The organism is Pantoea sp. JK (assembly GCF_026130245.1).
Lineage (GTDB): Bacteria > Pseudomonadota > Gammaproteobacteria > Enterobacterales > Enterobacteriaceae > Pantoea > Pantoea trifolii.
The window spans coordinates 531143-545713 of sequence record NZ_JAINFN010000003.1; the positions used below are offsets into that span (position 1 = coordinate 531143).

General features: G+C 54.6%; 14 protein-coding genes and 3 tRNA genes. 8 read left to right on the forward strand and 9 right to left on the reverse strand.

Translation table 11 applies throughout. The features are described from left to right. Window positions 1-113 precede the first annotated feature (113 nt). Window positions 114-1442: an amino-acid N-acetyltransferase gene (gene argA / locus PanJK_RS09900; RefSeq protein WP_265299340.1), complete on the reverse strand. Its 1329-nt coding sequence runs from the start codon at window positions 1440-1442 to the stop codon at window positions 114-116. Window positions 1443-1675: 233 nt separating this feature from the next. Between argA and amiC the strand changes: the two genes are divergently transcribed. Further along, window positions 1676-2911: an N-acetylmuramoyl-L-alanine amidase AmiC gene (amiC, locus tag PanJK_RS09905; RefSeq protein ID WP_265299341.1), complete on the forward strand. Its 1236-nt coding sequence runs from the start codon at window positions 1676-1678 to the stop codon at window positions 2909-2911. A gap of 72 nt (window positions 2912-2983) precedes the next feature. On the opposite strand, the gene PanJK_RS09910 is transcribed toward amiC, so the two are convergent. From PanJK_RS09910 to PanJK_RS09920, 3 genes are all read right to left on the reverse strand, one after another. After that, window positions 2984-3060 (reverse strand) — tRNA-Met (locus PanJK_RS09910). A gap of 51 nt (window positions 3061-3111) precedes the next feature. Next, window positions 3112-3188 (reverse strand) — tRNA-Met (locus PanJK_RS09915). A gap of 53 nt (window positions 3189-3241) precedes the next feature. Next, window positions 3242-3318 (reverse strand) — tRNA-Met (locus PanJK_RS09920). A gap of 204 nt (window positions 3319-3522) precedes the next feature. Here PanJK_RS09920 and mltA point away from each other — a divergent pair. After that, on the forward strand, window positions 3523-4671 hold the full coding sequence (gene mltA / locus PanJK_RS09925; RefSeq protein WP_265299342.1) for a murein transglycosylase A: 1149 nt from the start codon (window positions 3523-3525) through the stop codon (window positions 4669-4671). A 28-nt stretch (window positions 4672-4699) separates the two neighbouring features. Beyond that, window positions 4700-5506, forward strand: a complete 807-nt coding sequence (tcdA, locus tag PanJK_RS09930) for a tRNA cyclic N6-threonylcarbamoyladenosine(37) synthase TcdA (protein WP_265299343.1) — start codon at window positions 4700-4702, stop codon at window positions 5504-5506. Here the strand turns inward: tcdA and csdE are convergent. Both csdE and csdA read right to left on the reverse strand, forming a co-directional pair. Further along, window positions 5494-5949 (reverse strand): cysteine desulfurase sulfur acceptor subunit CsdE, encoded by a 456-nt coding sequence (csdE, locus tag PanJK_RS09935; RefSeq protein WP_265299344.1) that lies wholly within the window; start codon window positions 5947-5949, stop codon window positions 5494-5496. The genes tcdA and csdE overlap by 13 nt on opposite strands. 4 nt (window positions 5950-5953) lie before the next feature. Then, window positions 5954-7159 (reverse strand): cysteine desulfurase CsdA, encoded by a 1206-nt coding sequence (gene csdA / locus PanJK_RS09940; RefSeq protein WP_265299345.1) that lies wholly within the window; start codon window positions 7157-7159, stop codon window positions 5954-5956. A gap of 206 nt (window positions 7160-7365) precedes the next feature. Between csdA and PanJK_RS09945 the strand changes: the two genes are divergently transcribed. The 4 genes from PanJK_RS09945 (at window position 7366) to rlmM (ending at window position 10379) form a co-directional block, all read left to right on the forward strand. Continuing rightward, window positions 7366-7590, forward strand: coding sequence for a YgdI/YgdR family lipoprotein (locus tag PanJK_RS09945; protein WP_008109575.1), 225 nt, complete (start codon window positions 7366-7368; stop codon window positions 7588-7590). 333 nt (window positions 7591-7923) lie between these two features. Then, window positions 7924-8841, forward strand: coding sequence for a transcriptional regulator GcvA (locus PanJK_RS09950; RefSeq protein ID WP_008109573.1), 918 nt, complete (start codon window positions 7924-7926; stop codon window positions 8839-8841). A 49-nt stretch (window positions 8842-8890) separates the two neighbouring features. Next, window positions 8891-9286, forward strand: coding sequence for a DUF423 domain-containing protein (locus PanJK_RS09955; protein ID WP_008109570.1), 396 nt, complete (start codon window positions 8891-8893; stop codon window positions 9284-9286). Then, window positions 9279-10379 (forward strand): 23S rRNA (cytidine(2498)-2'-O)-methyltransferase RlmM, encoded by a 1101-nt coding sequence (gene rlmM, locus PanJK_RS09960; RefSeq protein ID WP_061719908.1) that lies wholly within the window; start codon window positions 9279-9281, stop codon window positions 10377-10379. The genes PanJK_RS09955 and rlmM overlap by 8 nt, the downstream gene beginning before the upstream one ends. 223 nt (window positions 10380-10602) lie before the next feature. Here rlmM and xni read toward each other — a convergent pair whose 3' ends face one another. The 3 genes from xni to queF form a co-directional block, all read right to left on the reverse strand. Beyond that, complete coding sequence (gene xni / locus PanJK_RS09965) at window positions 10603-11361, reverse strand: flap endonuclease Xni (RefSeq protein WP_265299352.1); 759 nt, start codon at window positions 11359-11361, stop codon at window positions 10603-10605. A gap of 38 nt (window positions 11362-11399) precedes the next feature. Beyond that, entirely contained in the window at window positions 11400-12764 is a 1365-nt protein-coding gene (gene ppnN, locus PanJK_RS09970; RefSeq protein ID WP_256697245.1) for a nucleotide 5'-monophosphate nucleosidase PpnN, read from the reverse strand. A 182-nt stretch (window positions 12765-12946) separates the two neighbouring features. Then, window positions 12947-13792: an NADPH-dependent 7-cyano-7-deazaguanine reductase QueF gene (queF, locus tag PanJK_RS09975; protein ID WP_265299355.1), complete on the reverse strand. Its 846-nt coding sequence runs from the start codon at window positions 13790-13792 to the stop codon at window positions 12947-12949. Window positions 13793-13854: 62 nt separating this feature from the next. Between queF and syd the strand changes: the two genes are divergently transcribed. Next, window positions 13855-14403, forward strand: a complete 549-nt coding sequence (gene syd, locus PanJK_RS09980; protein ID WP_256697243.1) for a SecY-interacting protein — start codon at window positions 13855-13857, stop codon at window positions 14401-14403. Window positions 14404-14571 lie beyond the last annotated feature (168 nt).

Sequence of the window (14571 nt, forward strand, 5' to 3'; positions counted from 1 at the left end):
GGTGATGGACAAGGTCGGCATTAATGCCGACCCTACGGGAATGGTTTCGTATGGCCGATATGAACGGTTTTAGTAGGGTCGCCATTCATGGCGACCAATCACACCAACCGCACTTAACCCAAATCCGCCATCAGCACTTTTGAACGGCGCTGATAGTTATACATCTGCTTCTTGCTCTCAGGCAGCGACTCAATATCCACCGGCGTAAAGCCACGCTCCTGGAACCAGTGAATGCTGCGCGTGGTTAACACAAACAGCTTCTTCAGCCCCATCTGACGCGCCTGTAACGCCACGCGATCCAGCAACAGTTCGCCACGCGACGAACTACGGTAATCCGGATGCACTGCCACACAAGCCATCTCGCCAATCTGCTCATCCGGGAACGGATAGAGCGCGGCGCAGGCGATGGTCAGGTTATCGCGCTGAATAATGGTGAACTTATCAATCTCCATCTCCAGCTGCTCGCGGGAACGACGCACCAGAATCCCTTGCTGCTCCAGCGGGCGAATCAGTTCAAGAATACCGCCGATATCGTTGATGTTGGCGCGACGAATCTGCTCGGCCGACTCCATCACAATCTGGGTACCGATACCGTCGCGCGAGAACAGCTCTTGCAGCAACGCACCATCTTCCTGATAGCTAATCAGGTGGCTGCGACGCACGCCGCTGCGGCAGGCTTTTACCGCACCACGCAAGAAACGCACGGTGCCAGAAAGGAAATCGCCGTCGCTTTCCATCTCGTCAATGCGCGCCTGGGCTTCGTTCGGGAACAGTTCAGAAATAATCGTGCCTTCGCGATTGGTCACGCCCTGTTCAGAGCAGAAACCAATCATCTTCTCGGCTTTCAATTTGATCGCCAGCTGCGTCGCCACTTCTTCTGACGTCAGGTTAAAACTCTCACCGGTCACAGAAACCGCCACCGGACCGAGCAGTACAATCGCGTCGTTGTCCAGCTGACGATGAATCGCTTCCTCATCAATACGACGAATACGGCCGCTGTGGCAGTAATCAACGCCATCGTCCACGCCCAGCGGCTGCGCGATGATGAAGTTGCCGCTCACCACATTAATATGCGCACCTTGCAGCGGCGTGTTGTTTAGGCTCATCGACAGACGCGCGGTGATATCCAGCTGTAAACGACCTGCGGCTTGCTTTACCAGCTCAAGGGACTGCGCATCGGTCACGCGGGTGTGTTTGTGGTAAATCGGTTCCAGCTGTTGCTGGGCCATGCTGGCGTCAATCTGCGGACGCGCACCATAAACCACCACCAGGCGAATGCCGAGGCTATGCAGCAAACCGATGTCATTAACGATGCTTGAGAAGTTCTCATGCTCGATGGCCTCGCCACCCAACATGATGACAAAGGTCTTGTCACGATGGGTATTTATATAGGGAACGGTATGGCGAAAACCCTGAACCAGTTCTGTACTGCGTTCCTTCACGGCAAAGCCCTCTGTGCATGTTTATTCGTAATTTTCGTATTTTTATGCTCTTTTGCCCCTTATTGCAAGCGCCGGGCCTGACGTTACTTTACGATTTTCCTGATGCAACACGCGCTAACAGCCTGCATTATCTGGGTTTTCCGGCAAGACAAGACAATTCTCATCGAACAAAGTTTTCACTTTCTTGCCATCAAGTGACGATTTTTTAGACATAACACAGTAGTTGGAGCGGCATGTCCGAAGCTTTCACACGACGACGATTATTACAGGGCGCAGGCGCACTATTCATGCTGAGCGTCACGCGCACCGGGCTGGCTGCCAGTCAGCACATTGTGGCGGTGCGCATCTGGCCATCATCGACTTACTCCCGCGTTACACTGGAATCGAACGTTCCCCTTAAGTACAAGCAGTTCACGCTGAGTCATCCCGATCGTCTGGTTATTGATGTTGAAAATATGCACATCAATCCGGTCCTGAAAGGGGTCGATAAGTTGGTGCGCGTGGACGATCCCTTCATCAAAACGGCACGCGTGGGTCAGTTTGACGCCAACACGGTACGCCTTGTACTGGAACTGAAGCGCAGCACGGCACCTAAGACCTTCACCCTGGCGCCGGTGGCGGGCATCAAGCATCGCTTAGTGGTCGATCTCTATCCTAATCAGCAATCACGGGAAGAGGATCCGCTACTGGCATTACTGCAGGATTACAATCAGGGCGATCTTGAGCGCGATCAGCCGGTGCAGGCGGCGCTGCCGGGGAAAGCGGGGCGCGATCGCCCGATTATTATCATGATCGATCCCGGACATGGCGGTGAAGATCCTGGCGCGCATGGCAAATACAAAACGCGTGAGAAAGATATCGTGCTGAAGATTGGTCGCTATCTGAAGGCGCTGATCGACAAAGAGCGCAACATGAAAGCCTACATGACGCGCAATGAGGATGTGTTCATCCCGCTGCGCGTTCGCGTGGCGAAAGCGCGTAAGCAGCGTGCGGATCTGTTTATCTCGATCCACGCTGATGCCTTCACCAGTCGCGCCGCGCGCGGTTCATCGGTGTTTGCGCTCTCAACCAGCGGCGCAACTTCAGCGGCAGCGCGCTTCCTCGCCCAAACGCAGAATGAGGCCGATTTGATTGGCGGCGTCAGCATGAGCGGCGATCGCTATCTCGACCACACCATGTTTGACATGGTGCAGCGGCAAACCATCAGCGACAGCCTGAAGTTTGGCAAAGAGGTACTTTCGCGCATGGGACATATCAACCACCTGCACAAGCGCACGGTCGATCAAGCCGGATTTGCCGTACTGAAAGCGCCGGATATTCCCTCGATTCTGGTGGAAACCGCGTTTATCAGTAATGTCGAAGAGGAGCGCAAGCTGCGCACGTCGCGCTATCAGCATCAGGTGGCCGAGGCGATTCTGCATGGGATTAAAGCGTATTTTGATAAAGGTGCGGCGCTGGCACATCGCTGAGGAGGGCGGCAGCAATGCCGCTTTTTTTGAACGCCAGAAACAAAAAAACACCCGTTAAGGTGTTTAAATGATTGGTTGCGGGGGCCGGATTCGAACCGACGACCTTCGGGTTATGAGCCCGACGAGCTACCAGGCTGCTCCACCCCGCGTCCGTCTGTCGCATTAAGCGACTTTTCACATTGTATTCTTCTTAAGACAATTGGTTGCGGGGGCCGGATTTGAACCGACGACCTTCGGGTTATGAGCCCGACGAGCTACCAGGCTGCTCCACCCCGCGTCCGACTGACGCGTTACACGACACTTCACATTGTCTCTTCATTTAAGAAGAATTGGTTGCGGGGGCCGGATTTGAACCGACGACCTTCGGGTTATGAGCCCGACGAGCTACCAGGCTGCTCCACCCCGCGTCCGTGGATGCGCACTATACTCTGGACGCGCGGCGATGCAACCCCTTTTTGAGACAAAACGCCAAATTTACAGTCAGTTGATGAATAAACTCGCCATCGGGTGAATTATTGTACAGATGTGAGCGTGACCGCTTAGGGCAGATTTCAATCTCTCTGTCCCTTTGCTATCTTCGCCGGGCAAACAATCGATAAAAAGAGAAGGTTATGAAAGGACATTGGGCGAAGTATGCACTTACTGGCGCATTTATCGCGCTGTTAGCGGGCTGTAGTTCCAAACCGACCGACCGCGGTCAACAATATATTGATGGCAAGCTGGAGCAACCGCTCGGGTTGGTCAATCAGCCGAATGCCAAAGGGCGTCCGGTGAACGGTAAAGACTTTGGCGATCAGGTGGTGCAGATTCAAAACGCCTCTTCTGGCCTGTTTGGGCGCAACAACGGCACCTACAGCGCAGTGCAAAACTGGCTGCTGTCCGGCGCCGATACGCGTCAGCTTAATCAGTTTGGTTTGAATGCCTACCAGATGGAAGGCACCGACAATTACGGTAACGTGCAATTTACCGGCTACTACACGCCGGTCGTGGAAGCGCGTTATACCCGTCAGGGCGAGTTCCAGTATCCGATTTATCGTATGCCGCCGCGTCCGCGCGGACAGAAGCTGCCGAGTCGCGCTTCTATATATAGCGGCGGGCTCGACGATCGCTACATCATTGCTTACAGCAACTCGCTGATCGATAACTTCATGATGGATGTGCAGGGCAGCGGCTACGTTGATTTTGGCGATGGCCGTCCGCTGCGCTTCTTTGGCTACGGCGGCAAAAATGGCTGGGCTTACCACAGCATTGGTAAAGAGCTGATCGATCGCGGTGAAGTGAAGCGCGAAGATATGTCGATGCAGGCGATTCGCCAGTGGGCGCAAGAGCATTCGCCACAGGAAGTGCGTTCGGTGCTGGAAACCAACCAATCCTTCGTCTTCTTTAAACCGGAAGAGTATGTGCCGGTGCGCGGTGCCAGCGCGGTACCGCTAATTGCCAAAGCCTCTGTTGCCTCCGATCGTTCACTGATTCCAGCCGGAACCGTGCTGTTAGCGGAAGTGCCGCAGCTGAACGAGAAGGGCAAGTTCAATGGCAAATATGAGATGCGCCTGATGGTGGCGTTGGACGTGGGCGGCGCGATTAAAGGCCAGCACTTCGATATCTATCAGGGCGTTGGCCCCGATGCGGCGCATCTGGCCGGTTTCTACAACCACTATGGCCGCGTCTGGGTGCTGAAAGCCGCGCCGGGCACCGGTCAGCCGGTGTTTAGCAACCCACAAAATGGCAACAACGGTTCGCTGCTGTTAGGTTCTAATTAATGTCCCGTTTTAGCGGAAAGGTTTGGTTATGACAGTAGTCAGCGACGCCTGGCGACAACGTTTTGGCGGCACGGCGCGTCTTTATGGGCAGGACGCGCTACAGCGTTTTGCCGATGCGCATTTTTGCGTGATTGGTATTGGCGGTGTGGGATCGTGGGCGGCGGAAGCGTTAGCGCGCACCGGCATCGGTAAAATCACCCTGATTGATATGGACGATGTCTGTATCACCAATACCAACCGCCAGATCCATGCGCTGCAGGGCAAAGTGGGCCAGGCGAAAACCGAAGTGATGGCGGAACGTATGCGCGCCATCAATCCGGAATGCGAAGTGATCTGTATCGATGACTTCATCACGCCGGAGAATACCGCCGAACAGTTATCGGCGGGGTTCGACTTCGTGATTGATGCGATTGATAGCGTGCGGCCCAAAGCTGCGTTGATTGCCTGGTGTCGTCGCAACAAGATCCCGCTGATTACCACCGGCGGCGCGGGCGGCCAGATCGATCCCACACAGATCCAGGTTAGCGATCTGGCGAAAACCATTCAGGATCCGCTGGCGGCTAAGCTGCGTGAGAGATTGAAAGGGGATTTCGGCGTGGTGAAGAACAGCAAAGGCAAGCTCGGCATCGACTGCGTGTTCTCAACGGAAGCACTGATGTATCCGCAGCCGGACGGCAGCGTGTGCACTTCACGCTCCACCGCCGAAGGGCCGAAACGGATGGATTGTGCCGCCGGATTCGGCGCGGCGACCATGGTGACCGCCACTTTCGGGTTTGTGGCGGTTTCTCACGCGTTGAAGAAGTTTCTGGCGAAAGCGGCGCGTCAAACGGCCTGAGTGTGCTGACGTGCAGCGCGTTGCACCGCATCCGCCAGCGCCTGTAAGCCGCTGCTGCGCGACGCACTCAGCTGCGCACGCAGCCCTAACGTATCAAACAACGCCAGCGGATCTTGCTGTAGCAAGTCGGCTGGCGTTTTGCCTTCCACCGCCGTTAGTAACACCGCCAGCAATCCACGCACGATGCGTCCTTCACTGTCGCCATAAAAGTGCAGCGTGCCGTCGTTCAACAGCTGGCAGCTGAGCCACACGCGATTTTCACAGCCTGTAAGCTCGATATCCGCCGTCTTTAGCTCTTCGGCTAACGCAGGCAGCTGGCGGCTGAGCTGGATCAACTGACGATAGCGATCTTCCCACTGATGAAAATGGGTGAACTTTTCCGTCAGGCTGGCTGCGGTGATCAGATCGCCGAACGGATGCGGGGCGAGCAGAGTTGATGTCATGGGCTTATTCACTCAGTAAATCGACGGCATGGCGCATGGCGCGCACCAGCGCATCCACGTCCTGCAAATTATTATAGGGGGCGAACGAGACGCGCAGCGTGCCGGTTACGCCAAGCGCCGCCATCAGCGGCTGCGCGCAGTGCTGTCCGGCGCGTAACGCGATGCCGTGCTCGGCGAGCAGCGTGACGATGTCGCTGTGATGAATGCCGGCAATATCAAACGCCAGCAGGCTGGCATTGCCACAGCGGAAGCTGCGAAAACCCGGGATCTCGCTCAACTGCTCTTCAGCCAGGCTGGCAAGCTGCTGGCTCCACATTTCAGCCTTTTTGCCATCATGTTGCGCCAGCCACTCCAGCGCGGCACTCAAACCCACCACGCCCGCAACGTTTGGCGTTCCGGCCTCAAAACGCCACGGCACTGGCTGCGGCGTGAAACCGTTAAAATCGACCTGCGTCAGCATTTTGCCGCCGCCTTGCCATGGATCCATCGCTTCCAACAATTCCGCCTTGCCATACAGCACGCCAATGCCCATCGGGCCGTAAAGCTTATGGCCGGAAAAAGCATAAAAATCAATATCCAGCGCCTGCACATCCGGCGGACAATGCACCACGCCTTGTGCGCCATCTACCATCACTTTGGCGCCGACGTCATGGGCTAAACGGATCGCCTGCGCCAGATCCGGACAGCCGCCGGTGACGTTCGACATCTGGCCAACGGCTAACAATCGGGTGCGTGAATTGAGCAATGCCGGCAACTGCGCGATATCCGGTAGACGATCGGCGCCCAGCGGCCATTTCACTACTTTCGCGCCCGCCGCTTTTGCCACCATTAGCCACGGCACCAGATTGGCGTGATGTTCGGCTTCGCTAACTACGATTTCATCGCCAGCCTGCAGTCGCGGCGCCAGCCAGCTGTTCGCCACCAGATTGATCGCTTCGGTGGTACCGCGCGTCCAGACAATCTGCCGATCGTCCGCAGCATTGAGCCAGCGCGCCACTAAACCGCGCGCCTGTTCGTACTTTTCGGTTAATGCGCGAGCGGCAGCGAACTGGCTACGATGCACGGTGCCCGCGCTTAAGCTGTAGAACTGTGCAGTTGCGTCGATCACCGCCTGCGGCTTGAGCGCAGTGGCCGCGCTATCGAGGTAGATACCGGCATCGCTCATTGCGGGGAACTGCTGGCGGAAGGCGCCTGGGGAAAAAATGGTCATACTCAGCCCACTGTTAATCATATTAGGACCAGGCTGAAAGCTGGCCCGTTGCCTGGCAAAGCTGGAAAAGCGCGTTATGCTAATTATTGCAAGGTTTGAACCGAAACCCGCATAACGCGTCGCTATTCACAGTCGATTTCACTGGCGCTACCTTTGGTGAGCGCATGCGGGTGGTTTAATGCAATCAATCTGCAAGGAGAAATAAGATGAATAAACTCACCGCAGTGCTGGCCGTATGTACTCTGGCCTTTACCCTGTCCGCATGTTCCAGCAATTACGTGATGCACACTAATGATGGTCGCACCATCGTCGCCGACGGCAAACCTAAAGTTGATGATGAAACCGGTATGATCAGCTATCAGGATGCCAATGGCAACAAGCAGCAGATTAACCGCTCTGACGTCAAAGAGATGGTAGAGATGGGGCAGTAATTAGGCAAAAAAAAGCACCGCAATTTGCGGTGCTATTTAAAATCACTATGGACAGACAGGGTAAATCTACAGGAATTAAAAGCTTGATCTGCAAGCGGCAGATCAAAATGCAAACACAACATCACGACCACAAGCCAAAAGCTCTCCAAAAGTCTGCGATCTCTCGCACGTTTCCAGAAATCTTTTCGTTCCGGCTCAGGAAGTGCGGCAACTATAGGTATTTGCTGGAGCTTCCTCAACGGACAAATTATAATGTCTCGGATTAAAAAAACTAATACGTAGCGACTTTGTATAAGTTGAAGTATTACCTTGTCAATCCGGATACGGAAAACCATGTCTAAACGCCTTCCGCCGCTCAATGCTTTACGCGTCTTCGATGCTGCTGCCCGTCATTTAAGCTTCACCAAAGCCGCTGAAGAGCTGTTTGTTACCCAGGCTGCTGTCAGCCATCAGATCAAATCTCTGGAAGATTTCTTAGGTTTAAAGCTGTTTCGCCGGAGGAATCGTTCGCTTTTACTGACAGAAGAAGGTCAAAGCTACTACTTAGACATCAAGGAGATTTTCTCCGCCCTAAATGATGCGACACGCAAGTTGCAGGCGCGCAGCGCCAAAGGTGCGCTGACCGTCAGTTTGCTGCCGAGTTTCGCCATTCAGTGGCTGGTGCCTCGCCTTTCCAGCTTTAATATGGCTTATCCGGGCATCGACGTGCGTATCCAGGCGGTGGACCGTGATGAGGAGAAACTGGCGGATGATGTTGACGTGGCGATTTTCTACGGTCGCGGCAATTGGCCAGGTCTGCGGGTTGAGAAATTGTATGCCGAATATTTGCTGCCGGTCTGCTCACCAATGTTGCTGACCGGCGACAATCCGCTCAAATCACCGGCTGATTTGGCGCACTGCACGCTGCTGCATGATGCATCGCGCCGCGACTGGCAATCTTATACGCGCCAGCTGGGATTGCAGCACATTAATGTGCAACAGGGCCCGATCTTCAGCCACAGCGCGATGGTGCTGCAGGCGGCGATACATGGTCAGGGCGTAGCGCTGGCAAATAATGTGATGGCGCAGAGTGAAATTGAAGCCGGTCGCCTGGTGTGTCCTTTTAATGACGTATTAGTCAGTAAAAATGCTTTTTATCTGGTTTGTCATGACAGCCAGGCAGAACTGGGTAAAATAGCCGCCTTTCGTCAGTGGATCCTGGAAAAAGCGGCCAATGAACAAGAAAAATTCCGTTTTCGCTACGATCACTAATGCATCGATGGCTGCACAGTGATGTGCGCATTACCTTGAGGATTCTTTGATGTCCAGTCGTGCCATGTTTGTTTTTGCTGCTATCAGTGGATTTTTACTGGTGGCGTTTGGTGCTTTCGGGGCGCATGTGCTGAGCAAATCGCTCGGCCCGGCCGAAATGGCGTGGATACATACCGGCCTCGAATATCAGGCGTATCACACGTTGGCGGTGATCGGCTTGGGTGCCGCCATGCTGCGCCGCGCCAATATCTGGTTTTACTGGAGTAGCGCCGCGATGGCGCTGGGTACCGTGTTGTTCAGTGGCAGCCTCTATTGTCTGGCGCTGTCGCACATGAAGTTTTGGGTTTTTGTTACGCCAGTGGGCGGCTTGTGCTTCCTTATTGGCTGGTTCTTGATGTTGATTGGCGCACTGCGTCTGAAACGAAAGGCAGATCGCCATGAATAAAGTTTTACTCTATTGCCGTCCGGGATTTGAGAAAGAGTGCGCGGCAGAAATCAGCGCGAAAGCGGCTGAACGCGAAATTTACGGCTTCCCGCGCGTCAAAGATGACTCGGGTTACGTGCTGTATGAGTGCTATCAGCAGGAAGACGCTGAAAAGCTGATCCAAACGCTGCCGTTTGCCGAGCTGATCTTTGCGCGTCAGATGCTGGTGGTGGGAGAGCTGCTGCGCGATTTGCCGCCAGAAGATCGCATTACGCCGATTGTCGGCATGCTGACCGGTGTGGTGGAGAAGGGCGGCGAACTTCGCGTTGAAGTGCCGGATACCAATGAAGCGAAAGAGCTCACCAAATTCTGCCGTAAATTAACCGTGCCGCTGCGTGCCAGCCTGCGTGAAAGCAAAATCCTGCTTAATTACGAAACGCCGAAGCGTCCGGTGGTGCATGTGTTCTTTATTGCGCCGGGCACCTGCTACGTTGGCTATTCGCTGCCGGAAAACAACTCACCATTCTACATGGGCATCCCGCGCCTAAAGTTCCCGTCCGATGCGCCGAGCCGTTCCACGCTCAAGCTGGAAGAGGCCTTCCACGTGTTTGTGCCGGCGGATGAGTGGGATGAGCGTTTAGCCAGCGGCATGTACGCCGTCGATCTTGGCGCTTGCCCCGGCGGCTGGACCTATCAGCTGGTGAAACGCAGCATGTGGGTATTTGCGGTGGATAACGGTCCGATGGCGCCAAGCCTGATGGATACCGGACAAGTCACGCACTGCCGCGAAGATGGTTTTAAATTCCGTCCGCCGCGTACCAATATCAGCTGGCTGGTGTGCGACATGGTGGAAAAACCGGTGCGCGTAGCGAGCCTGATGACCGAATGGCTGGTGAATGGCTGGTGCCGTGAAGCGATCTTCAACCTTAAGCTGCCCATGAAAAAGCGCTACGAAGAAGTGACGCAGAACCTGGCGATGATTGATGACGCGCTGAAAGCGCAGGGCATTAATGCCCAGATTCAGGCGCGTCAGCTCTATCACGACCGCGAAGAAGTCACCGTTCACGTACGCCGGTTGTGGGCGGCAGTGGGCGGCCGTCGCGACGAGCGCTAGTCCTGCTTCATACTTTGCGCTACAGCGGTCCTGCTTCATATTTTGCACTACAGCGGCGCTGGCTGCGTTTGCTCGCCCCGGTCACATACTGATGTATGCTCCCGGGGACTCGCGCACTTGCCGCCTTGCTGTAGCACAAATTATTTCGCAGGATATGCCGTGTTTTTCGTAGGATCGTCCAGGACGCGCTACGTTTTTGTAGGGTCGCCATTTATGGTGACCGCTATTTCGTTTGATATCTCAATGTATTGAGATTGCCTTGTAACACCAAATCCCGTTTTAACGTCGAGACCTTGCGGCAGATTTCTGCCATTTCCCGCTGTTCCTGCAATTTCCCCTGCCACTTGCTCGGCACCTGATCCCATTGCTGATAAATCGCATCCAGCGAACCAAACTGCATTAACAGCTCACGGGCGCTTTTCGGGCCAATGCCGGGTACGCCGGGAATTTTACTGCTGCTGATACCGCACAATCCCCAGTAATCGGGCAACTGCGTGGGCGAAACGCCAAACTCTTGCTCGATAAAAGGCACATCCAGCCAGCGCTTCTGGAAATAATCGCGAATACGAATATTGGGTGCCAGCAGCTGACAATAACCTTTGTCGGTAGAAACAATCGTTGCCTGGTGACCGGCGTCAGCCATTTTCACCGCCAGCGTGGCGGCGAGATCGTCTGCTTCATCTAAATCTGCCACCCAACAGCTGACGCCAGCGGCGCGGAAGGCGTCCTGCAGCGCGGGCATCTCCAGATGCAAATCTTCCGGCATCGGCGGACGACCCGCTTTGTAATCCGGCAAGAGTTGATGGCGCCAGCCAGGCTGACGCTCATTGCTATCAAACACCGCCACTACGTGCGTGGGCTGGGTATGTCCTAATAACTGATGCAAGGCGGCAACACAGCTGTCGCGGCACGGCGATCCCTGAACGGCGTGCAGACGGCGAATCAGATTGAGTGCATCAATGATAAGAAGATGAAACGACATAGCGATAGTGGCAGCCCGCAGGCTGCCTTCCTGATGGGTTATTTGATGATTTCGTAGCAAGGGATGTAGGCGCTGCCCGGCAGCTTCATGCGCTGCTGTGCGACAAAGCCTTGCAACAGCTCATCCATGCGGTGCATGAGATTGGCATCGCCGTGCAGCTTATATGGACCTTTCTCGCGAATTTCACGAATCCCGATCTCTTTAACGTTACCCGCGACAATGCCGGAGAAAGCGCGACGCAGATCCGCTGCCAACAGCTCGGCAGGCTGATCCGGGAACAGCTTCAGGTTTGCCATATTCTCGTGCGTCGGCAGGAAGGGCACCTGCAATTCGGGTGCGATACGAATCGACCAGTTAAAGCTGTAGGCATCGCCGGTTTCGCGACGATACTCTTTCACCTGAGGCATGGCTTTCTTCATCAGACGCGCTACTTCAGCGGCATCATCAATGATGATTTTGTAGTGCTTGCGTGCGCCTTCACCCAGCGTGTTAACGATGAAATCATCCAGCACGCGGAAGTAGTCGGCGCTCTCTTTGGGTCCGGTCAGAATCAGCGGAAGTACCTGATCGCTGTTATGCGGATTCATCAAAATACCCAACAGATAGAGCAGCTCTTCCGCTGTGCCTACGCCGCCTGGGAAAATCACGATGCCGTGGGCGATACGCACAAAGGCTTCGAGGCGTTTTTCGATATCCGGCATGATGATCAGCTCATTGACCAGCGGATTCGGTGGCTCTGCGGCAATGATTGACGGTTCGGTCAGGCCGATAAAGCGGCTGTCATGATAGCGCTGCTGCGCATGGCCAACGGCGGCACCTTTCATCGGGGCTTCCATCACGCCAGGCCCGCAACCGGTACAGATGTTGAGTTCGCGCAGGCCCATTTGTGTGCCGACATTGCGGCAATATTGGTATTCCACCGCATTGATCGAGTGACCGCCCCAGCACACCACGGTATTCGGGTACTCACCAATATGGAGCGCACGCGCGTTACGCAGAATCGAAAAAACCTGATTGGTGATATGCGCAGAGTCTTCCGGTTCATCACTCTGGCAGCGTTCGGTGGCCGCCAGTTGTCCGTTCACAAACAGGATGTCGCGCAGCACGGCAAACAGGTTCGCCTGCAGCGAACGAATAATACGGCCATCAACAAACGCCTCTTCCGGCGGGTTGATGAGTTCAAGTTTCACGCCGCGTTCACGGCGCAACACGTTGATATCAAAGTTTTCGAAACGCGAAAGCAATTCCTGGCTGCTGTCGGTTTGGCTGCCGGAATTGAGTACCGCAAGAGAACAGTTACGAAACAGCTGATAAAGGTCGCTGCTGGCGGTGCGCTTCAGCATGTCGACTTCAAGCTGGGAGAGCAGATCCATCGAGCCAAGCGGGCTGATATGTGTAATCAAGAGAACTCCTTTACACGCAAATGCGTGGCTGATGACGCTGCGCTTAACTTATTAACGCAGCGACGAAAATCCCTGGTCGCGCATGCTTCAATCGCGCCTTCAACAGAGTAACGTTGTCCGCCGTGAATGCTCAAGAGGAACCGCGCATCCGTGCAGCGGCCTGCGAGGCGTCTCGCAATCTGTTACTGGCGAACCAGGCGGGAAAAACCGGGAGAGAAGGGCACGTTGCTGCGCCACGGATTGATATCCAGACCGCCGCGCCGCGTGTAACGTGCATATACAGTTAGCGCTTCTGGCTGACAAAAACGCTGAACATCGTTGAAAATACGTTCAACGCACTGCTCGTGAAACTCATTGTGCTGGCGGAATGAGATCAAATAACGCAGCAGCGCTTCACGATCGATACGCGGGCCTTTGTAACGAATCATCACCGAGCCCCAATCGGGCTGATTGGTGATTAAGCAGTTTGATTTCAGCAGATGGCTAACCAGCGTTTCTTCAACCACCTCGCGGCCAGCAGCCTGCGCCAGATAATCTGCGTTGAAGGCGTAATCGTGGATTTCGATATCTTGCTCATCAATCACTTCGCCATTGAAGTGGCCGATTGGCTGGCCTTCCACTTCGCTAAGACGAAACAGGGCCACGCTGACCTGACCCTTTGCGCAGGCGCTGAGATCGCGCTCCAGCGTCTGGCGCACTTCGCCCCAGTCAGCGAAAACTGTCTGATTAAAACTGTTAAGATAGAGCTTGAAACTCTTCGACTCGATCAGGTTTTGGCTATCGGCGCGCAGCACCACTTCGCCCACCGCGACTTGCGGAACGCCTTTGCTGTTGAGCCAGGAGAGTTCGTATAGCGTCCAGATATCTGCGCCAGTAAATGGCAGAGTATCGGGATACAGCCCAAGCGGCTCACGGTTCAGGCTGCGCGGTACGGATTGCAGCAGCGTGTTATCGTAACGATCAACATAAGCCGTGGGCTTACCTAAGGTCAGGCCGCTTAATGCCTGATCCCGGTTTTCAGAAGACATAACGGTTACCACTAAATTTCATCAAAGTGGTTAAGTGTAACCTAACACCTGCGAGAATATGAATGATGCAGCAAACCGTAGATGCTCTGCGTGAATTTACCGCCCGCTACGTTGAACATTGGCAGCAACAAACCGGACATTTTCCCGCCAGCGCCGATCTGCTTGGCGTTCCTTCAGATTGTATTATCAGCACGCTGGATGACCGCGTGTTGTGGCAGCCGCAGCCGTTTACCTTACCGGCCACGCTTGAAGCGGTGGAGCGCGCACTGGATCTGCAGCTGCAACCGGAAATCAGTGCGTTTTACACCACGCAATTTGCAGGCGATATGACGGCAACCTTAAAGCAGCGGCCGATTACCCTGCTGCAGGTATGGAGCGAAGCGGATTTCACCCGCCTGCAGGAGAACCTGATTGGCCATCTGGTCATGAAGCGCCGCTTAAGACAAGCACCGACCTTGTTTATCGCCACCACCGATTCAGAGAATGATGTGATTGCGCTGTGCAATCTTACCGGTGAGGTCATTCTGGAGGAGCCTGGCACTAAAAAGCGCGAAGTGCTGGCGCCATCCGTTAAGACATTTCTTAATGCATTACAACCGGTTACTCAGTGATTTGCAGATTTTCAGGCTTCGCTTTGTGAGAGATCTCTCACGCCGCGTGTGAGAGATCGCTAGATCATCGTGCAGACTTCTGGAAGCCGTAAATGTAAAAATATTGTGAATCATGAACTTATGGCATCAATCTGAAAATTAAGACAGGGCTTAATCCATTAACGCTTC